12 protein-coding genes are annotated in these 22,082 nt (G+C 61.0%); 3 read left to right on the forward strand and 9 right to left on the reverse strand.

Going from position 1 to position 22,082, the window contains the following annotated elements; all coding sequences use genetic code 11:
- Window positions 1–107: 107 nt before the first annotated feature.
- The 4 genes from AC1RO5_RS23715 to speB all read right to left on the reverse strand — a co-directional run bounded on the left by AC1RO5_RS23715 (window position 108) and on the right by speB (window position 4,669).
- Complete coding sequence (locus AC1RO5_RS23715; protein ID WP_493177962.1) at window positions 108–1,487, reverse strand: sodium:solute symporter family protein; 1,380 nt, start codon at window positions 1,485–1,487, stop codon at window positions 108–110.
- A 233-nt stretch (window positions 1,488–1,720) separates the two neighbouring features.
- Complete coding sequence (locus tag AC1RO5_RS23720) at window positions 1,721–3,232, reverse strand: purine-cytosine permease family protein (protein ID WP_493177963.1); 1,512 nt, start codon at window positions 3,230–3,232, stop codon at window positions 1,721–1,723.
- A 54-nt stretch (window positions 3,233–3,286) separates the two neighbouring features.
- Window positions 3,287–3,709: a YybH family protein gene (locus AC1RO5_RS23725; protein WP_493177965.1), complete on the reverse strand. Its 423-nt coding sequence runs from the start codon at window positions 3,707–3,709 to the stop codon at window positions 3,287–3,289.
- A gap of 9 nt (window positions 3,710–3,718) precedes the next feature.
- The gene (speB, locus tag AC1RO5_RS23730) at window positions 3,719–4,669 is read right to left on the reverse strand and encodes an agmatinase (protein ID WP_007942156.1); all 951 of its coding nucleotides are present in this window, start codon (window positions 4,667–4,669) and stop codon (window positions 3,719–3,721) included.
- Window positions 4,670–4,973: 304 nt separating this feature from the next.
- Between speB and AC1RO5_RS23735 the strand changes: the two genes are divergently transcribed.
- Both AC1RO5_RS23735 and AC1RO5_RS23740 read left to right on the forward strand, forming a co-directional pair.
- Window positions 4,974–5,867 (forward strand): LysR family transcriptional regulator, encoded by an 894-nt coding sequence (locus AC1RO5_RS23735; RefSeq protein ID WP_007938472.1) that lies wholly within the window; start codon window positions 4,974–4,976, stop codon window positions 5,865–5,867.
- Between the two features lie 4 nt (window positions 5,868–5,871).
- The gene (locus tag AC1RO5_RS23740; RefSeq protein WP_493177966.1) at window positions 5,872–6,465 is read left to right on the forward strand and encodes a tRNA-uridine aminocarboxypropyltransferase; all 594 of its coding nucleotides are present in this window, start codon (window positions 5,872–5,874) and stop codon (window positions 6,463–6,465) included.
- 152 nt (window positions 6,466–6,617) lie between these two features.
- Here AC1RO5_RS23740 and AC1RO5_RS23745 read toward each other — a convergent pair whose 3' ends face one another.
- From AC1RO5_RS23745 to AC1RO5_RS23755, 3 genes are read right to left on the reverse strand one after another with little or no spacing between them, the layout of a single operon-like run.
- Entirely contained in the window at window positions 6,618–7,985 is a 1,368-nt protein-coding gene (locus tag AC1RO5_RS23745; RefSeq protein WP_493177967.1) for an HlyD family type I secretion periplasmic adaptor subunit, read from the reverse strand.
- 9 nt (window positions 7,986–7,994) lie between these two features.
- The gene (locus AC1RO5_RS23750; RefSeq protein WP_493177969.1) at window positions 7,995–10,154 is read right to left on the reverse strand and encodes a type I secretion system permease/ATPase; all 2,160 of its coding nucleotides are present in this window, start codon (window positions 10,152–10,154) and stop codon (window positions 7,995–7,997) included.
- Window positions 10,155–10,207: 53 nt separating this feature from the next.
- Entirely contained in the window at window positions 10,208–11,566 is a 1,359-nt protein-coding gene (locus tag AC1RO5_RS23755; protein ID WP_493177970.1) for a TolC family outer membrane protein, read from the reverse strand.
- Window positions 11,567–12,053: 487 nt separating this feature from the next.
- Between AC1RO5_RS23755 and AC1RO5_RS23760 the strand changes: the two genes are divergently transcribed.
- Window positions 12,054–17,711, forward strand: coding sequence for a retention module-containing protein (locus AC1RO5_RS23760; RefSeq protein ID WP_493177971.1), 5,658 nt, complete (start codon window positions 12,054–12,056; stop codon window positions 17,709–17,711).
- Between the two features lie 176 nt (window positions 17,712–17,887).
- On the opposite strand, the gene AC1RO5_RS23765 is transcribed toward AC1RO5_RS23760, so the two are convergent.
- Both AC1RO5_RS23765 and AC1RO5_RS23770 read right to left on the reverse strand, forming a co-directional pair.
- Window positions 17,888–18,256, reverse strand: a complete 369-nt coding sequence (locus tag AC1RO5_RS23765; RefSeq protein WP_493177972.1) for a DUF6124 family protein — start codon at window positions 18,254–18,256, stop codon at window positions 17,888–17,890.
- Window positions 18,257–18,731: 475 nt separating this feature from the next.
- Complete coding sequence (locus AC1RO5_RS23770) at window positions 18,732–21,812, reverse strand: hypothetical protein (protein WP_493177973.1); 3,081 nt, start codon at window positions 21,810–21,812, stop codon at window positions 18,732–18,734.
- Window positions 21,813–22,082 lie beyond the last annotated feature (270 nt).

The raw sequence follows: 22,082 nt of genomic DNA on the forward strand, positions 1-22,082 counted from the left end.
CCCCCCCCCCCCCCCCCCCCCCCCCCCCCCCCCCCCCCCCCCCCCCCCCCCCCCCCCCCCCCCCCCCCCACACCCGTCGAAGAAAGCATCAAGTCGTTATGGAAATCTTAGGCAGCGCTCGCCACCACGGCCGGGCGAGGGGATAGCAGGCTGACCACCACGAAACTCACCAGGCCCACGCCGAGGCTGTAGTAGATCGGGGAGTTGGCTTCCAGGCCATCTTTAAACATGAACGCCAGCGCTGTGGCGAAGCCCATGCCCATGCTGGCGATAGCGCCGGCGGTGGTTGCGCGTTTCCAGAAGATCGCGCCGATCAGCGGGATCAGCATGCCGCCCACCAACAGGTTGTAAGCCAGGGTCAGCGCGCTGATCACGTCATGTACGACCAGAGCGATGCCGAGTACGACGATGCCGGTCAACAGGGTGAACAGGCGGTTCATGCCCAGGCTCGACTGTTTGCCTCCACGCAGTTTCGGCAGCAGGTCTTCGGTCAGTGTGGTGGCAGCGGCGAGCAGGCCGGCGCTGGCGGTGGACATCATGGCCGCCAGGGCCGCGGCGATCACCAGACCACGGATACCGTCCGGCAGGGACAGTTTGACGATAGCGGCGAAAGCGTTGTTGACGTTGTCCAGGTCCGGGATCAGCACGTGAGCGGCCATGCCGATCAGGGCGCAGGCCAGGCCGTAAAGGATGCAGTAGAAGCCTGCGAAGGTACCGGCGACCTGAGCCACTTTGGCGCTCTTGACGGTGAACACACGCTGCCAGATGTCTTGGCCGATCAGGATCCCGAAGAAGTAGATCATGAAGTAGGTGATGATGGTGTCCCAGCCAATCGTGGTGAAGCTGAAGGCAGTGGCCGGCAGTTTCAACACCAATTCATCCCAGCCGCCAACGCGGTACAGGCAGATCGGCAGCAGGATGAACATCAGGCCCACGGTCTTGATCACGAACTGGACGATGTCGGTCAAGGTCAGGGACCACATGCCGCCGATCGCAGAGTAGATCACAACCACGCCACCGCCGAGCAATACCGAGACCCAGAACGGCAGGCCGAACAGCACTTGCAGCACGGTGCCGATTGCCAGGATCGAAACTACGCCGATCATGAGCGCATACGCCAGCATGATCACCGCGCTCGCGGAGCGGGCCATCGGGTTGTAGCGTTTTTCCAGCACTTGGGTAACGGTATAGATTTTCAGTTTCAGCAGCGGTTTGGCGAGGAACAGGTTCAGCGCAACGATCCCGCAGCCGAGTGCCGCGCACAGCCAGAAACCGGAGATGCCATGGACGTAGCCAAGGCGCACGGTGCCGACAGTGGACGCGCCGCCCAGAACGGTGGCGGCCATGGTGCCCATGTACATGCTCGGGCCGAGGTTGCGACCGGCGACCAAAAAGTCTTCGTTGGTCTTGGCCTTGCGCATGCCGTAATAGCCGAGCATCAGCATCGCGGCGGCGTAGATGAGTACGACGAATAAATCCAAAGCCATGATGGCGTGTCTCCGATTGTCTTTTTTATGGTGAGGCTGAAAAGCAATGTGGCCATGAGACCGCTTTTTGTGGCGAGGGAGCTTGCTCCCGCTGGGCTGCGAAGCAGCCCCAAATCCTGCAACCGGGTTTCTTCAGGAGAAACGCCATTAGCCTGTTTTGCGACTGCTGCGCAGTCGAGCGGGAGCAAGCTCCCTCGCCACAGAAGTTCCGTTGACCAGCGTTTTGTGTTGAATCAGGCGGCTTGTCGCATCGCCGGTTTACCGAGGGAATCCGTGCCCTTGCTGCGTGCATCGTTGGGGCCGAACACCGTGGCCGATTCCGGGAACAGGCTCAGTAGCGCCAGGTACACCAGCGAGGCCAGACCGAGGGTCACCGGCAGGCTGATGTCGATGCCGCCCGCCAGATCGCCCAGTACGCCCACGAACTGCCCCGGCAGGTTCACGAAGCACAGACCCACCAGTGCACTCGGGATCCAGGCCCCCAGGCCACGCCAGTTCCAGCCGTGGGTGAACCAGTAGCGGCCACCTTTTTCGCCACGGGTGAACACTTGCAGGTCATCCGGGCAGTAGAAGCCGCGACGCACCAGCAAGCCGATGATCATGATCACCATCCACGGAGTGGTGCAGGTGATGATCAGCACGGCGAAGGTCGACACGCTCTGCACCAGGTTCGCCGCAAAGCGCCCGATGAAGATGAAGGCAATCGACATCACACCGATCAGCAGCGTCGCTTTAACCCGCGACAGGACCCGTGGAAACACACTGGACATGTCCAGCCCGGTGCCATACAGCGACGTGGTGCCGGTGGACATGCCGCCGATCACCGCAATCAGGCACACCGGCAGGAAGAACCAGCTCGGCGATACCGCCAGCAGGCCGCCGACGTAGTTGTTGGCCGCGATGTAGTCCGGTGCCTTGATCGCTACGATGGTGGCGGTGGCGAGGCCGAACAGGAACGGGATGAAGGTCGCGATCTGCGAGATCACCACGGCGGCCATGATCCGGCGCTTGGAGGTGTCGCGCGGGATGTAGCGCGACCAGTCGCCGAGGAACGCTCCGAAGGAAATCGGGTTGCTCATGGCTACCAGCGCAGCGCCGATGAAAGCCGCCCAGAAACCCGGTTGCCCCATGCTGACGCTGCCGGCGTAGTTCACATCGAAAGGACCGGCGAAGGCGAAGACGCCCAGCAGGAACAGCAGGCTGGCGCTCCACACGGCGATCTTGTTGACCCACAGCAGGAAGCGGAAGCCGTAGATGCACACCGTCAGCACCAGGATCGCGAACAGACCGTAGGCCAGGCCCAGGGTCAGGTCGGTTTCCGGCAGGCCAATCAGGCGTTTGGCGCCACCGATCAACGCATCACCCGAGCTCCATACCGAGAGCGAGAAGAAGGCGATGGCGGTCAGCAGCGACAGGAACGAACCGACGATCCGCCCGTGCACGCCGAAGTGCGCACCGGACGACACGGCGTTGTTGGTGCCATTGAGCGGCCCGAACAGGCCCATTGGCGCAAGGATCAGCGAGCCCAGCAACACGCCCAGCACAATCGCCCAGACACCCGCCTGAAAAGACAGGCCGAACAGTACCGGGAAACTGCCGAGCACGGCGGTGGCGAAGGTGTTGGAACCGCCGAAGATCATCCGGAACAAGTCCGTCGGGCCTGCGGTGCGTTCGTTGTCCGGGATCTGCTCGACCCCGTAGGTTTCAATTTGCGTAAGGCTTTGGTCTTTGTTGTTGTTATTCATGATCTGCTCCGATCATAAAGGCGCGCTCATCGTGCGTGAGCGTCACCTGTTTGGCTAAGGGGTTGGCAGCCCTTCCGGCATTGCGGACAAATGTTCATGACAGGCCAGCCATAGGCCTTGTTGTTCTTCGCCAGACGCCTGTTTCTTGAAAACAATCGTCTCGCGTTCCTGGCTGAAGTGTTGCTCCCCTTGCATGCGCAGCTCGGTGGCCACGTCATGGATGAAAATCGCCACGTCACCCTGCAGGCTGACGAAGGCGTTGCTTGAGGTGCACGACAGCACCTCGAAGCCGTCCTCGGCACGCCAGCTGTCCCACAATGCCTGGTAGGCATCGCGCGACAGCAGAGGCTGCTCGAGGGTGTAGAACACGAAGCTTGAGTCGACGCTGAATGCGCCGAAGTAGGCTTCGCGATCGTTTCGGGCAAAGGCCGACACCAGATCGGCGGCGGCATTGAGTACCTGATCACGTTCGTTCATGACCGATCCTCAGCGATGGACCACGCCTGGCAGTACGCAGAGCATTTCGTACAACAGGTTGGCGCCCAGCAGCGAGGTGTTGCCGGTGGTGTCGTACGCTGGCGAGACTTCTACCAAATCGCAGCCGACCAGGTCGAGGCCTTGGCAGCCGCGCACGATTTCAATCGCCTGAATGGTCGTCAGACCGCCGATTTCCGGGGTGCCGGTGCCAGGTGCCCAGGCCGGATCGATGCCGTCGATATCGAAACTCAGGTACACCGGACCGTCGCCGACTTTCTCACGCACTTCGGCCATCAGCGGCGCCAGGGATTTGTGCCAGCATTCTTCAGCCTGAACCACACGGAAGCCTTGATTGCGGCTCCAGTTGAAGTCATCAGCGGTGTAACCCTGAGCCCGCAGGCCAATTTGCACTACACGGTCGCAATCCAGAAGACCTTCTTCTACAGCGCGACGGAAGGTGGTGCCGTGGGCGATTTTCTCGCCGAACATGTGATCGTTCACATCGGCGTGAGCGTCGATGTGCACCAGGCCGACCTTGCCGTGCTTTTTATGGATGGCACGCAGGATCGGCAGGGTGATGGTGTGGTCGCCGCCCAGGGTCAGAGGGATCACATCGTGTTCGAGGATATTGTCGTAGGCCTCTTCGATGATCCGCACGGCGTCCAGCAGGTTGAAGGTGTTGATCGCCACGTCACCGATGTCGGCAACCGACAGCGAGTCGAACGGCGCAGCGCCGGTGGCCATGTTGTACGGGCGGATCATCACCGATTCAGCGCGGATTTCACGCGGCCCGAAACGGGTACCGGGGCGCAGGGACGTGCCGATGTCCAGCGGGATGCCGATAAAGGCAGCGTCCAGGCCGGCAGCGGATGGCAAATGGGGGAGTCGCAGCATGGTGGCGATGCCGCCGAAGCGCGGCATTTCATTGCCGCCCAGTGGTTGGTGAAGAATCTTGTCCACGGGTAAGGCCTCATCGTCGTTGTTTTATTTATGCAGGTAAGCCGCTCGGGGAGAGACGGGCACCGCTGTGGGCCGATTCTGCGAAATGTAGTGGCGGGGAAGAATCGCTACGGGCAAATACTTAGTTCAGATTTTTCTAAACTAATGGCCGTAGCGGCGATAGACTCTTTCCCGTGATCGTTCCCACGCTCTGCGTGGGAATGCATCCACGGACGCTCCGCGTCCAGCTGTTCCGAGTATGTGACGCAGAGCGTCACGGGCTGCATTCCCACGCAGAGCGTGGGAACGATCTACGGAGTGCCCCATGGCCAACGCTTTACCCGACCTGAAACTATTGCGCATCTTCGTCAGCGTGGTCCGCCATCAGGGGTTCGCCAATGCCCAGCACGAGCTCAATCTCTCGACGTCGGCCATCAGCACCTATATGAGCCAGCTCGAAGCGGCCCTCGGCCTGGTGCTGTGCCATCGCGGTCGCGGTGGTTTCAGCCTGACCAGCAAGGGCGAGCTGTTCCATCAGGAAACCCTGCGTCTATTGGCCGAACTCGAAGGTTTCGAACAATACGCCGCCGCCCTCAAAGGCGAGTTGCGCGGTACTTTGAACCTGGGGGTGATCGATTCCACCGTCAGCGACAAGGCCTTGCCGTTCGCCGAAGCCATCGGCGCCTACAGTCAGGAACACCCGGCGGTGCACTTGCATCTGTCGGTCATGAGCCCTTACGAACTGCAACTCGGCGTGCAGGACAACCGCCTCGACCTGGCCATCGGTGCCTTTTCCACGCGCATGAGCGGTCTGGTCTACATGCCGCTCTACCGCGAGCAACACTGGCTGTATTGCAGCAGCCGTCATCCGCTGTTCAACGAGCGGCGCATCCCCGAGCAGGTCATCACCCAGCAACGCATGGTCGGTCGCGGCTATTGGAGCCAGGCGGAACTGGCGCGGCACGGTTTCAAGCACAGCGCGGCGACCGTGGAAAGTATGGAGGCCCAGCTGATTCTGGTGCTGTCCGGCGCCTACATCGGTTACCTGCCGGAACACTACGCCCAGGCCTGGGCCGACAAGGGGGATTTGCGCGTGCTGCTGCCGGCGACGTTCGGTTATCAGGCACCGTTTTCGATGATTGTGCGCCGTGGCCGCAGCCGCGAACCGTTGATCCAGACTTTCCGTGATTTGCTCAAAGCACAGCTCAATCAGGCTTAAAAATATGTCCAGAATCCAGTGTCCGCGCTGTCTGCGTCCGCAAACTCATTGTCTGTGCCCACTGATCCCGAGCCTCGACAGCCGCACGCGAGTGTTGCTGCTGCAACATCCGAGCGAAGTGAACCATGCGCTGAACACGGCGCGGTTGGCGGCGTTGGGGTTGCAGAATGCCGAGTTGATGGTGGGCGAGGTGTTTGAGGATTTGCCGGCGATGTTGAATCAACCGGGTTATCAGGCGCGGCTGCTGTTTCCCGGTGAAGATGCGCAGCCGATGCAGGCCTACACCGCGAGTGATAAGCCGCTGCTGCTGGTAGTCCCGGACGGCACCTGGCGCAAGGCGCGCAAGATACTGCACCTCAATCCATTGCTGGCGGCGTTGCCCAGAGTGACCCTGGCCGAGGGCGGGGTGTCCCGTTATCGGCTGCGCAAGGCGCCGGGGCCGGGGGCGTTGTCGACGGTGGAGGCGATTGTGCAGGCGCTGCAGACCCTTGAAGCACCGAGCAGTTTCGAGCCGTTATTAAAGCCGTTCGAAGCGTTGATCGAGGGGCAGATTGCGGCGATGGGGGAGGAGACCTATCAGAAGAATCACGGCCGGTGATGACTTGTGGCGAGGGAGCTTGCTCCCGCTGGGCTGCGCAGCAGACCCAAAACCATTCAGCCTGTGTGTCAGGGAAATCATGCTGGCAGGTTTTGGGAGCGCTTCGCACTCCAGCGGGAGCAAGCTCCCTCGCCACAGGGGCAGCGTGAGACTTAGCGTTCGCGCATCGCCTCGGTCCGCGCCTTCAACACCGGTTTAAGCAGGTAATCCAGCACGCTTTTCTCCCCGGTAATAATGTCCACCGTCGCCACCATCCCCGGAATGATCAGCAGCGGTTTCACATCCCCGCCCAGGTGATTCTTGTCGGTCCTGACCTGAATCAAATAGAAACTGTTGCCCTTGTCATCGGTAATGGTGTCTGCCCCGATCAACTCAAGCCTGGCACTCAAGCCGCCATAAATCGTGTAGTCATAAGCGCTGAACTTGACCATGGCTTTCTGGCCCGGGTGCAGGAACGCCACGTCTTGCGGGCGGACCTTGGCTTCGATTAGCAGGTTGTCTTCCAGCGGCACGATTTCCACCATGTCGCTGCCCGGCTGGACCACGCCGCCGATGGTGTTGACCTTCAGCACTTTGATGATGCCGTGAACCGGCGATACCACGGTGGTGCGCGTTACCCGGTCGTCGATGGCAATGCTCGTGGCGGTGATTTTTGACAGATCGGTGCGTTTCGTATTCAGCTCCTTCGCCGCGTCCGAGCGGAAGGATTGTTCGGACTCGTCGATCTTGCTTTTGATCTCGTTGATCGCCGATTCCGCCCGGGGAATTGCCAGGGTCGTGGCGTTCAACGAGCCGCGGATTTCCACCGCGCTGCGTTTGAGCCGCAGGATTTCCACCGGCGATACCGCTCCGGTGCCCACCAGCGGCGCCGACATGTTCATTTCTTGTTGCAGCAGCGCCAGGCTGGAACTGAACTGCCCCTGTTTGGAGCGGAACTCTGCCAGTTCCTGGGTTTTTTGCCGAAGTTGTTCGGTCAAGGTGCGCTGTTCGCTGGCCAGTCGGCGCTGGCGTTGTTCGTACAGCGAGCGTTCGTCCTCGGCCACTTGCGGAGCTTTGGCAATCACTTCCGGCGACAGGGTGAAGGGGCGGCCTTCCGCCTCGGCGGACAGCCGTTCGACCTGCGCTGTCAACGCATAGCGATCCGCTTCGCTTTCCCCCTTGTTCGACAGGAATCGCGTGTCATCCAGACGCAGCAAGGTGTCGCCCTTGTTCACCATTTGCCCTTCGCGCACGAAGATCTCGGTGACGATGCCGCCTTCCAGGTTCTGGATCACCTGAATCTTGCTCGACGGAATCGCCTTGCCTTCGCCCATGGTGACTTCCTGCAACACGGCGAATTTGGCCCAGACCAGCGCGGTGATCAGCAGCGCCGCCGCCAGCCACACGGTGATCCGCGACCAGCGCGGCGAGTCCTGCAACGAGGCACCGGCGGTTTCCGGCATGAACTCGCTCTCGGCACTTTTGCTGAAACTGCCGAAGTAGCCCTTGTCTTTTGATGTTGCTGACGATGAACCAGTCATGGGCAACTCCTAGACCGTCGCAGAGCCGACGCGGCCCTTGCGCAATGCATCGATCACCGCTTCTTTCGGGCCGTCGGCGACGATCCGCCCGTTGTCCAGCACCACCAGCCGATCCACCAGGCTGAGCATCGAGCTGCGGTGGGTGACCAGCAGCACGGTTTTGCCCTGGACCCAGCCATGGAGTTTCTGCCGTAGAAGGTCTTCGCTGCTGTTGTCCATGGCGCTGGTGGGTTCGTCGAGCAGCATGATTGGCGGATCGAGCAACAAGGCCCGCGCCAGCAATACCGCTTGCCGTTGCCCACCCGACAGCAACTGACCGCGCTCGCCTACTGGCCGATCGAAGCCTTGTGGATGCTGACGCGCCAGTTCAGTCACGCCGGTGAGCTCAGCGACTTCAAGCATCCGGGCATCGCTGACATAACGGGCGCCGAGGGTCAGGTTGTCGCGCAGGCTGCCGGCCAGCAAGGGCAGGTCGTGGGCGACGTAGCCGATCTGTTGACGCAGGTCGGCGACGTCCAGCTGCCGCAGATCCAGGCCATCGAGCAGCAACTGGCCTTCTTCCGGCGCGTAGAACCCCATCACCAGCCGCGCCAGCGTGCTTTTGCCCGAGCCGCTGCGGCCGATGATGCCGATCCGTTCGCCGGGCTTCATGCTGAAGCTGACGTTGGCCAGGGCCGGCGCATTCTGGCCGTTGTAGTGGAACGTCACGCCGCTGACGTCCAGGGCGCCTTGCAGTTGCGTGCGCTCCAGCGGCCGCTGCTTGGCGTCGCGCTCTTGCGGCAGCGACATCAGCGAATCGGTGCTTTTCATGGTCAGTTGCGCTTGCTGGTAACGGGTGATCAGCCCGGCGATCTGCCCCAGCGGCGCGAGCACGCGGCTGCCGAGCATGTAGCTTGCCACCAGCGCACCGACGCTGAGGTTGCCGGCGATGATGCTGTAGACCCCGGCGACGATGGTCGCCATGCCGGAGAACTGCTGAATGAACAGCGTGCCGTTGGTGGCCAGCGCCGAGAGGTTGCGCGCATGGCTGTCGAGGCGGGTGAGGGCGCCGTGGGTGCTTTCCCATTTGTGCTGGCGCTCGCTTTCAGCGCTGCAGGCCTTGAGGGTTTCCAGGCCACCGAGAGTTTCGATCAGCAGGGCCTGGCGCTCGGCGCCGAGGCTCAGACTCTTCTGCACGGTGTCGCGCAGGCGCGCCTGAATCACCATGGCGAAGAGGATCGTGATGGGAAATGCCAGCAGCGGAATCACCACCAGCCAGCCACCGAGCAGGCCGATCACCACCAGCATCAGCACGGCGAAGGGCATGTCGATCAGGCTGGTCAGCGTGACGGCGGTGAGAAACTCCCGCAGCCCCTGAAAATCATGAATGCTCTGGGCGAAACCACCGATGGTCGCGGGTCGCGCTTTCATCGCCATGCCGGTGATGCGTTCGAACAGGGTCGCCGAAAGAATCACGTCGGTTTTCTTCCCGGCGGTGTCCAGCAAATGCGCACGAACCACCCGCAGCACCAGTTCAAAACCGGTGCCGATCAGCAAGCCGATCGACAGCACCCACAAGGTTGAAGTGGCCTGGTTCGGCACCACCCGGTCGTAGGTCTGCATCACGAACAACGGCACCATCATGCCCAGCAGGTTGATCAGAAAACTCGCCAGAATCGCATCGCTGTACAGCCATTTCGACAGCTTCAGCGTGTCGCGAAACCACGCTTCGACCCGCGGCACCAGCGGCGCGCGCAAGTCTTCAAGTTCATGCCGCGGCCGGGCGAACAAAGCCTGGCCGCTGTAGCTGGCGGCCAGCTCGTCCGTGCTGACCCATTGTTCACCGCCGTCGGCTTCGCTCGGCAGAATCAACGCCTGACCTTCATCGCCCCAACGGCGCAAGACCGCGCAGCGGCCATGATTGAGGATCAGCATCACCGGCAGGTTGAGCGCGGAAATATCCGCCAGCTCACGGCGCAGCACGCGCGCCTGCAAACTGGCCCGGGCCGCCGCGCGCGGCAGCAGGTCCAGGCTCAAGCGCTGGTGTGCCATTGGCAGCCCGGCACTCAGGCTGGCGCGACTGACCGTCGCGCCGTGGAGTTTGCAGAGGATCAACAGACCGTCGAGTAACGGATCATCGAAGCTCAGCCGCGGATCGATTCCGGGGGTGCCGGGTTCCATGCTGGTCACATTGATCGCTCCCATTGGCATAGATAACTACACATCGCCCTGTAGGGGTTACTTCATTTGAGTTCAGGCAAGCGTGCTTCGTTTTTCACTTCGGTGGCGGCGATCGCATCGGCGGGCAGCACCACCCGTTGCTTGCTCAGCAACTGGCCCATGTTCGCCAGCACGCGGTACATCGAGAACTCCTCGGTGTAGCGCACTTCGGTGTAGCGGCGGTTGGCGTTGTAGAGCTCGTTTTCGCTGTCGAGCAAATCGAGCAGGGTCCGTTGACCGAGACCGAACTGATCCTGATACGCCGCTCGTACGCGGGTGGTGGTTTCGGCGTATTCACGGGCGGTAGGGGTTTGTTTCTTGGCGTTTTGCATGGCGTTCCAGGCCAGGTGGATGTTCTCGTTGAGCTGGCGCAATGCGTTGTTGCGGATGTCCATCGCCTGGTTGATCTGATGCGCATCGGAGGCCAACCGGGCCTTGTCGCTGCCGCCACGGAACAGGTTGTAGTTCATCACCACGCCCACTCGCCATTCGTTGTCGTGGCCTTGATCGCCCTGCACATTGTTATTGGCGCCCACCGCTGCTTCGGCGTCGAAGCGTGGGTAGAACGGCGACTTGGCGACTTCGTACTGGCTCTCGGCCGATTGCACGTCAGCCTGGGCGGATTTCAGGTACGGGTTGTTTTCCACCATGCTCTGCTGGGCTTCGGGCAGGGTGGCGGGCAGTTCGCCGCGGGTCGACGGCGGTGCTTCGAGTTCATCGGGCATGCGCCCCACGACGCTGTAGAAATTCGCTTCGGCATCGGCCAGATCGACTTCGGCGGTGTCGAGGTTGTTTTGCGCCAGCGCCCGGCGAGCGGTGGACTGGTCGGCGTCGGCGTTGCTGCCGATCCCTCGCTGGGTACGCAGGCCGATCTGATCGTTGACCCGCATGTGTGCTTGCAGATTGTTCTTGGCCAGGGTCACCAGTTCGCGGCGCTTGAGCACTTCGAGGTACACCTCGATGGTGCGCAGGGCCAGGTCCTGAGCGGTGCCTTGAGCGTAATAGGCCCGCGAGTTGGACACGCCTTTGGTGCGCGCGACCTCGTTGGCGGTGTTGAAACCGTCAAACAGCATCTGCCGCAGGCGCAGTTCCGACTGGGTGTAGGTCAGGATTTCGGTGTGGTGATTGCCCCGTGACCGCGTGTTGGTGTTATCGCTGTAGCCGCGCCCGTAGGCGGCGTTCAAATCCACCGATGGATAAAAGCCCCCTTTGGCAACTTTGATCTGCTCGTCGGCCGAGAGCCGGGCATCGACCCGAGACGCCAGTTCCGGGTGGGTCGCAATGGTGCTCTGGATCGCCTCGGTCAATGACATCGCCTGAGCCTGAGAAGCGCAGGCCATGGCCAGCAGAATCGCACTGCAAAGGGGGGTTAAAACGCGCATGGATGCATCTCCCTGATTCCAGATGGTGCTTAGCGGTCGCCATTTTTTTGACGATATTTTTAGGTGAATCCGTTTCATGCTTGTAACAACAGAGCTAAGAACATCCTGAAGCGTAGCTAAGAAAAATTTTTCATAAGGGCTATGCCAAAAAAAACTTATGTACTCCGTAAAATCCGGCACATTGTTCAACTCGAAAGCCTTTGTTTTACGTGCTCTCGACAGTGCGGACAGGCTTGAAGACAGTTCCACTCACTTTGAGACATACAGCGGAGTAATGCTGAAGGGGAGGGACGCGTAACGGGTTTTGAGCGACATTTTTTTGTCACTCGGATGATTCACCACCGTTACGTAGCGCTCGCAGGCCTGCTGCACCGCAAGGCTTGCGAACGAACTGCCGAGGTGTGAGCGTCACCCGGCAACCCGGTTGAGCCATGGGCGAGCTTCGCAGACCAGTGCCGGCGCGGTGATCGGCAGCGGAGGAATGCACATGGCAACGCTCATCGGTATCGTCAGTAAGGTCATCGGTCAGGTGTACGCAGTGGCGGGTGATGGCACTCGACGGACACTGATCGAGGGCGATCGGCTGTTTGCCGGCGAGCAGCTGGTCACCGGGGCCGAAGGCGCGGTAGCGGTCCATTTGCATAACGGCCAGGAGCTGACGCTGGGGCGTGACAGCAGCCTGCAAATGACTGCCCAGCTACTGGCGCACCAGGTGCCGCATGTGGAAACCACCGATGCGGTGACGCCGAGCCAGGCGCAACTGACCGATGTCGAGCAAGTGCAAAAAGCCATTGCCGCCGGCGCCGACCCGACCCAGACCGCCGAGGCCACCGCCGCCGGGCCGGGCGCAACGGGCGCGCCCGGTGGTGCACTGGGTGGCGGCCACAGTTTTGTGCTGCTGGAGGAAGTGGGCGGGCGGGTCGATCCCACGATTGGTTTCCCCACCGCGGGCTTCAACGGTATTCCCGAATTCCCCCAGGAGCGCCGAGATGCTGCGCCGGACAACGGCGATAAAGGCGTCGTTACGCCGTTTGCCGCGGACGCGCCGAATAACCCGGTCACCCTCACCGGCCTGTCGGTGGCGGGCGGCGAACTGACCCTCAATGAAGCCAACCTGGCGGACGGTTCGGCCAGCAACCCGGGAGCACTGACTCAGCACAGCACGTTCACGGTGTCTGCGCCCGACGGGCTGACCAGCCTGAGCATCGGCGGGATCAGTGTGATCAGTGGCGGGGTGCCCATCGGTTTTCCTCAGTCGATCACCACTCAACTGGGCAACACCCTGACGATCACCGGCTACAACCCGGCCACCGGCGTGGTCAGTTACAGCTACACCCTGGTCGGCAACGAAACCCATTCCGCCGGCGATGGCGCCAACAATCTCACCGAACATTTCACCGTGGTCGCGAGCGACAGCAACGGCGATACCGCCACCGGTTCGCTGGACGTCAATATCACCGACGATGTGCCCAAGGCCATCGACGACACCAATACCCATACCGCCTCGGAAACCCTGCTGACCCTGACGGGCAACGTGCTGCCCAACGACATCCAGGGCGCCGACCGCATTCCGACCGGCCCCGACAGCGGACCGATCATTGGCGGCACATTCACCGGGAGGTTCGGCACCTTGGTGCTCAACGCCAACGGCACGTACACCTATACCCTGAACACCAGCGATGCCGATTTCAAAGCCTTGCACGGTGGCGGCAACGGCACCGAGCATTTCGTCTACACCCTCACCGATTCTGATGGCGATACCAGCACCGCGACGCTGGTGCTGAACATCCATAACAACGACGATTCGGTGACCCTCGATGGCCTGAACGTCAACGGTGGCGAACTTACCGTCTACGAAAAAAACCTCAGCGACGGCAGCAGCCCCAACACACCGGCGCTGACCCAGAACGGCACCTTCACCGTCACCGCGCTCGACGGTTTGCAAACCCTGACGGTGGGCGGCATCGTGGTGGTCACCGGTGGCGTGGCCGCAGGCTTTCCGCAGTCGATCGTCACCCCGCTTGGCAGCACGCTGACCGTCACCGGTTACGACAGCGCGACCGGCGTGGTCAGCTACAGCTACACCCTGGTGGATCACGAAACCCACCCGAACGCCGACGGCACCAACAGCATCACCGAGAACCTCAACGTCGTCGCCACTGACGTCGACGGCAGCACGGCGTTGGGCCAGATCAACGTCAACATCGTCGATGACTTGCCCACCGCCAACCCGGATCACGCCTCAGTGGCCGAGGGCGCGACGGTCTCGGGCAACGTGCTGGACAACGACATCGGCGGCGCCGACGGGCCGGCAATCGGCGGCGCGGTGGTCGGCGTGCGCGCCGGCAGCGATACCTCGACTTCGGCCATCGGTGGCTTGAACAGTCAAATCAACGGCACCTATGGCTATCTGACGCTGGATGCCAACGGCAACGCGGTCTATCACAGCAATCCAAATGCCGTGAACGGCCCTGACGCCACTGACGTGTTCACTTACACCGTGCGCGATGCCGACGGCGATGAAAGCACCACCACCATTACCATCGACGTGTCCAACTGCACCCTCGTTGCGGCCACCGATACCGACGTGACAGTTCATGAGAAAGCGCTGGATCTGACCAAGGATGGCCAGGACCTGGCGGCAGGCACCGTCATCGGCAGCGAGCCTGGCAGCACCGGTGAAACCGCTTCCGGCACGCTGGTAGGTTCGGTCACCGGTACCAGCGGCGCGATCACTTACACCTTGGTCGGCAGCGCCACCGGCACCTATGGACAAATCCTGATCAACCCCGACGGCAGCTACACCTACACCCTGACTTCCGCACCGGTGACCACGCCTCACGCCAACGACGGCGCGAACACTCTGAGTGAAAGCTTCACTTATCAGGCCACCGACTCTCTGGGCAACAGCGTCACCAATACCATCGTGATCAACATCGTCGATGACATGCCGACTGCCCATTGCGATTCGGTTTCGGTGGTGGAGGGCGGCACGGTCAGCGGCAATGTGCTGGACAACGATGTGCTCGGTGCTGACGGCGCGGCCTTGGGTGGCGCAGTGGTCGGCGTGCGCGCCGGCAACGACATCTCGACCTCGGCTATCGGTGGCCTGAACACACAAATCACCGGTACTTACGGCTACCTCACCCTGGATGCCAACGGCAACGCCGTGTACCACAGCAACCCGAACTCGGTCGGCGAACCGGGCGCCACGGACGTGTTCACCTATACCGTGCGCGATGCCGATGGCGATGAAAGCACCGCTACGATCACCGTTGACGTGCACAACAGTTGCCTCGTAGCGGCCACTGATACCGACGTGACGGTTTACGAAAAAGCCCTGGACTTGACCAAGGACGGACAGGACCTGGCAGCGGGCAGCGTCACCGGCAGCGAACCTGGCAACACCGGTGAAACCGGCTCCGGTACGTTGGCAGGCTCGGTCACTGGCGCCACTGGCGCGATCACTTACACCCTGTTAGGCAGCGCCACCGGGACCTACGGGCAAATCCTGCTCAACCCGGACGGCAGCTATACCTACACTCTGACCTCGGCGCCGAAAACATCGCCGAACGCCAACGATGGCGCGAACACCTTGAATGAAAGCTTCACCTACAAAGCCACCGATGCCATCGGCAACAGCACCACCGGCACCCTTGTGGTCAACATTGTCGATGACGTGCCTCACGCCGTCGCCTCGGAGCGGTCGGTGCCGGCGGTGCAGATCGACTCCAACCTGATGCTGGTGATCGACGTATCCGGCAGCATGGACGACCCCTCCGGCGTATCGGGCCTGTCGCGGCTGGAGCTGGCCAAGCAGGCGATCAGCGCACTGCTCGACAAGTACGACAGCCTGGGCGACGTGAAGGTGCAGATCGTCACCTTCAGCAGCAGCGCCACGGACCAGACTTCGGTGTGGGTCGATGTGGCGACGGCCAAGTCGATCATCGCGACGCTGACGGCGGACGGCGGGACCAACTACGACGCGGCCGTGGCGACCATGGAAACCGCCTTTGGCACCTCGGGCAAACTCACCGGGGCGCAGAACGTCGGCTACTTCTTCTCTGATGGCAAACCCAACGAAGGAGACATCGGCAGCGCCGACGAGATCGCGCTCAAAGCCTTCCTCGACGCCAATGGCATCAAGAACTACGCCATCGGCCTCGGCAGCGGTGTCAATAACGCCAGCCTCGATCCAGTGGCCTATGACGGCAGCACACACACCGACACCAACGCCGTGGTGGTGACTGACCTCAATCAACTCAACTCGGTCCTCTCGGGCACCGTGCAAGGCGCGCCGGTCACCGGGTCGCTGCTGGGCGAGGGCGGTACGTTCGGCGCCGATGGTGGGTTCATCAAAAAACTCACGGTCGACGGCACCACCTATACCTACGACCCGAAAGCCAACAGCAATCAGGGTTCGCTGAACTTCAGCGGCGGCGCCAACCACGGCACCTTCAACACCGCCGACAACACCCTGAGCATCGCCACCAACAACAGCGGCACGTTGCTGGTGAACCTCGACACTGGCGAATACACCTACACCTCGCAGAAAACCACGGCCGTGCAGATCACCGAAAACATCGGCTTCACCGCCAGCGACAACGACGGTGACCTCACCAGCTCGACACTGACGGTCAACGTGATCCCCAACGCGCCACCGGTGGCGGTGGACGATCACATCATCACCAACGTGCTGTCTGGCAGCATCGTGGTGCCGGGCGAGCTGCTGCTGGCCAACGACACCGACCCCAACGGCGATCCGCTCACGGCATCGCCGACCACCTTCAACACGGGTTGGACGGCCAAGGGGGCGGACTTCACCGGCACCAACTCGAGCTTCAGCTTCACCGGTAATAACGTCCAGGCCGTGACCATCGCCCGCAGCGCATTCGTCGCCAACACCGCGGCCATGACCGCCATGCTGGTGGTCAGCGGGGCACTGGGGGCGGTCAGCACCAACAATACCAATGATGAGGACCGGATCACCGTCAACCTCAAACAGGGTGAAACCCTCAACCTGGACCACAACCTGGCAGCCGGCCACGTCACCATGGAGTACTCGGTCAACGGCGGTGCTTACACGGCCCTCGCCGACGGCCAGACCATCACCGCCGCAGCGGACGGCACGTACCAGATCCACATCACCAACATCGACGACGGGGGACCGGGCAACAGCGGGAAGGGGGCGGAAAACTACCAACTGACCATGACCGTCAACTACGCCGGAGCCCAAGACTCCGCGCCAGACTTCCACGGCACCTACACCGCCAGCGACAACCACGGCGGCAGCGACAGCGCGGCAGTCGACATCACCTATCAGGCCGGCCACACCCTGACCGGCACCTCGGGCGATGACGTGTTGATCGCGGGAACCGGCAACAACGTCATCAACGCTGGCGACGGCAACGACGTGCTCACCGCAGGCTCAGGCAATAACGAGATGCATGGCGGCGCCGGCAACGATCTGCTGTTCAGCGGGCCGGGCAACGATTGGCTCGACGGCGCCACCGGCAACGACACCGCGAGCTACGCCCATGCCACCGCCGGGGTCACCGTCAACCTCAACCTGCTCGCTGCGCAAAACACCGTTGGCGCAGGCACCGACACTCTGACCGGCATCGAAAACCTCACGGGCTCGAACTTCAACGACAGCCTCACGGGCGACAACAACGGCAACATCATCAACGGCGGCTTGGGTAACGATGCGCTGAACGGTGGGGGGGGCGACGACTTCCTGATCGGCGGCCTGGGCGACAACACCCTCACCGGCGGCAGCGGTGCCGACACCTTCCAGTGGCTCAAAGGCAACAGCGGCCACGATGTCATCACCGACTTCACCCCGGGCACCGACAAACTCGACCTGTCGCAACTGCTGCAAGGCGAGAACGGCACCGCAGCATCGCTGGATGACTACCTGCACTTCAAAGTCACCGGCAGCGGCGCGACCCTGGTCACCAGCATCGACATCAGCGCCATGGCCGGCGCCACGCCGAGCCAGACCATTGACCTGGCGGGGGTGAATTTGGCCAGCCATTACGGCGTCACCCCCGGAGCGAATGGTGTGATTGCCGGTGGTCACGATACCGCGACCATTATCAACGGCATGTTGAACGACCATTCGTTGAAGGTGGATACCGTGTGATCCGAAACGACAAAACCCGCCATCCCGGTGAAAGGGGATGGCGGGTTTGATCGTTCCCACGCTCTGCGTGGGAATGCCTCAACGGACGCTCCGCGTTCGGCTCTGGAGGGGACGCGGAGCGTCCCGGGCTGCATTCCCACGCAGAGCGTGGGAACGATCAAGCGTCTGAGATCAGGTTACAGGGCCGGGTCAGCCTTCAGCTCCAGACTGTCCAGAGCCCGACTCACCGCCAGCTCCCCGAACATGATGAGTTGCGCGACGCCCAATATCGTATTGCGCTGCGTCCCCTCCAGAAAACCGGCACAGTCACTGGCGATCACCTTGGCCGAGGCAAAGGACTCGCAGGCATTGGCCAGTAGCTCTTCGATGTCGATATCCGGGGCAACGGTGTAAATCGTGCTCGGTTTGCGCGGGGTCTTGGGGTCGGACGGTTTGAGGTAGTAATCGAGGGCGCGCTCGGCGGCTTCGTTGAGTTTTTTGGAGTCCGGGGTTTCGTAGGGGGAAACGTCGTCGCTTTCGGGTGGGTTGGGTGTGATTTTGAACATGGTGAAGCTCCTTGATTAATGGAGCTGTCACTGCTCGCTGCGAAACGAGGAAGGTGGCAGCTGTACGCAGGTTCGCAGACCGGGAATCAAGGAACCCGGCAGACCCGAAGATCTCCCGCGCACAGCCGCCATAACGCAATCCAGTTGACGAAAAGAAGCGTCAACTGAAAGGGAACGGTGGCGCAATGCGCCTTGATTGACCCGGGCTGCGAAACCCGATCGCTGATTCGTCAGCGACCGGGAAACAATAGAACCCGACCCTTAGGCGCACAAGCCGGCGGATTCTGGCGCAGTCGTAGGCAGCGGCGCAAGGATGTGTAGCCTGAGTGAGTGTCTGGAGATGTCTTATAAACATCGGCGTTTATTTTTCCCAGATACGCCCCTTTTCGTCCGACAAACTGTTGGTTGGTGGTTGAACGTTGCCCAAATCGGCCGGGAAAGGCCGTCTTGTTGGAGTAATATTTCAGCCTGTAAATTATCTGTAAGTCATCTTGAAATAATCAATAGAAATTAAATCCATAACCGATGTTTGGACTTCTATGCCCCAGATATCGATACTGGGATGCGAGTAACTAACAAGTTGTGCATCGAAATTAAGTGGGAGCGTGTGTTGATGGATTGTGTTGTTACTTATGTCTAGAAATCTGATCCATAGATTATGGGTTTGTGCGAACCTGACAAAAAAACTGACGCTGGAATAGCCCCAATTGAATCGAATACGCATATGTTGTGACGTGCCAAGGCCTTTCCAATGCATCTCCAGAGTCTGCCCACTACTTTTACCCGGTATCTGAGGATAGGGGCCAGTGAATAATTCATTCAGTGGAGATATCCCGATAAAGCCGGTGCCCCCTAAATAGTAAATGGTCATGCTGTTTAGTGGGATGTTTAGACCTGGCGATACGTGTCTCGTTGAGTATTGATCGAAATTTTCAGACGTGAATGGCACTACTCTGGTGAAGCTCCGTGAGTTGGAATTCAACCCGGTCGCTACTGCTTTGGCGTATACCGTGTTTGGGCCAGCGACGATGGGCAGGGTGGTAGTCCAGAAGCCATTTGCGTTGCTCTGCACGATATTTTGGGCACTGTTGTTGTGATAGATCTGCACGCTATACAAAGGCGTCACCGATCCTTCCAGTGTGACAGAGGCACTGGCGGTACTCTGTCCCTCGCCCAGCTCTCCTCGCGAATGCTTGACCGACGTCAGGGTCACTGCCTGATGGGCTTTGTGTGTAAAGATGCGCGCGGAGGATTCCAGCTGACTTCCATAAACGGCTCTGGCAGTGAGGGAAAAAACCTTCTGCTCCAGAGCCGATAACTTCGTAGTCCCACTCCCTTTGCTATCAAGTGGAATAGGCGCCCCAATGGCCTTGGCTCCATCGTAGAGTTGGATACTCTGGTTCGGATCGGCAGTGACGGTCACCGTGACCTCGGTGTCGTAAGTCGTTCCGTTATGGGCGACCGGACCTTTGGAATCCGTCAGTGCGGTGATGCTTGGTTTGGTGGCCACCACCGTCAGGTTGCGCACGTTGGAGTAAGTCGCGGTGGGGTGATACAGCGATTTGGCGTACAAGCGGTGGCCACCCTGCGCGACGGTGATCGTGTGATCCCAGATTCCCGTGGTCGCGTGGGCGGTCGCCGTGCCCTTGGACACCGCGCTCGAACCGCTGCCGTCAAAGATCTCGACCTGCTGACCGTTGCTCGCCTTGCCCTTGAGTTTCAACGTGGTGCTGATGGTGCTGGTGTTCTCCGGCACTTCGACGTTGTTGGCGTCCAGCACATTGACCAGCGTCGGCACAATCACAGCCACCACCGTCAGGTTGCGCACGTTGGAGTAAACGGGGGTGGGGTGATACCGCGACTGGGCATACAAGCGGCGACTGCCCTCCGGCAGGGTGATCGTGCGCTCCCAGATCCCCGTCGTCGCGTTGGCGGTCGCCGTGCCCTTGGACACCGCGCTCGGGCCACTGCCGTCGAAGATCTCGACGGGCTGCCCCTTGCTGGCTGTGCCCTTGAGCTTCAGGGTGATACTGGCGGTCAGCCCACCCTCCGGAACTTCCTTGTTGCCGGCATCCGTTACGTTGCTCAAGGTCGGAACAACCAGCTCCACCGACTTAATGGTGTAGGTACGGTCCGGAAACACCACCGCCGTTGCCTCGACATTGCTCTTATCCAGAGACGCCTTGAACTTGATTGTCAATGTAGAACCGTGCCTGAGCAGCTTCAGGTAGCTGTTGACCAGAGCCTTGGGCCAGAAGCCCTGGCTGACCCACGTGGCGTTGACCTTTGAGGTTCCGCCACTCCAGACCTGCAGGTTGTGCGCCGTGCCGTCCGCTTTTTTCCCCTCCAGCCTCATCCACACTTGCTGACCCGCTTCGATCAGCGTCCAGAGCAATCCGTGGAGGGTCGCGTCTTTGGTGCCCAGTGCCATCAGGTCAAGCACATTGTTGGCATCGGCCTCGACAATCTTCGGCGGGATCAACGCCGTCGTCGGCAACGGCTGAATGTCCAGCAACAAGGGTAATGAGGTGAAGGTTATGCCGTTGCGTTCGATGACGTAAGTGACGGTCACGGTTTTGCCCAAGCTATAGGCCAGCACCGAGCGCGGTACGACAAACTCCCGCCCGGCGCTGACCTGGCGTTGCGGGCTGGTGAAGGAGCCCGCAGCCGGCGTGCCGGTCGCGCCTTGCCAGCTCACGGTCACTTTGTCGGTGGGCAGCAGCGAGCCGAGCGGCACTACCGCCACAACGTCCTGCAGGGTCGGATTGAGGTTGTTGCCTGTCTGGCCCTTGACGGTCGGGGCCAGCAGATCGAGACGGTTGGCGTGGATGTCCAGATAGGTTGTCGCCGACTGGTTACCGTTGCCCAACTGGTCGGTCACTGTGCACTTGACCGGCATCTTGGCGTTGTCGCCGATCTGCTGGAAATCAGCGGCGGTCAGGGTCAGTGTGATCGGCTTGGCAGGATCAGTGACTTTAATCGTGGTACTCCAGGTACCCACGTCCAGGCGAATTTCGTCATATGACCGCGTGAAGCTGACCTTGAAGGTGGCCAGCACCCCTGCCGCCGCCTCTGCAGGACCGACGCCGCCTGTGACGATGTTGAGTGGAAAGACGGTGGTGATAGCGGCCGGCGCGGGATTACCGGGTGCCGGGTCGTGATACAGCACATCCAGCACCGGGGTCGAGTCCTCAAAATTCCCGCTGGGCCGGGTGACCCGGTAAAACAGCTGATTGACGCCGTTCACCAGCCTCCCCAGCGGCAGGTACAGGAGAATGCGCAGTTGCTCTTCTCCCGGCAGGATGACCTTACTCACGGAAGTGGCTTTGCCGTTGACCCACACCTCCACGGTGTCGAATGCATCCAGCGTAAAAGTTTTTAGCATCGTGAGGGGATCAATCACCAGTGCCAGGCCATTAGGCGCCTGATAGATGGACTGGGGTATGCCAAGATGGGCGTATCCGGGCGGAAGCACCGTTTGTTTCGAGCCGGGGATGAACATGGGCACCAACAAAAGTCCGGCGCTGGCCTGTGCTGAATTGACGTTGATGCTCATCTTGTTCTCCTGGCGCGTTGTGCCCGAGCCATTTCGGGAGCGAGCCCCATCACACCGCGAAAGAAGAAAACCGGCTACTGTCAGATCTGACAGGTGACGGTGGGTTTACGACGAGCGGTCATGTGCGATGGCTTTTCAGGGTTTTCGCAAGGCGCAAAAAAAACGGCCTTTGAAGGGCCGTTTTCGGTTGCAACTGAGTCAGAGGCCAGTCAGTGCGTTCACCTTTCCCGCAGGGCTGCGAAGCGGCCCCAAATAGCCGCAATCACGGTT

It is taken from the genome of Pseudomonas sp. GW822-FHT02G04 (assembly GCF_058802085.1).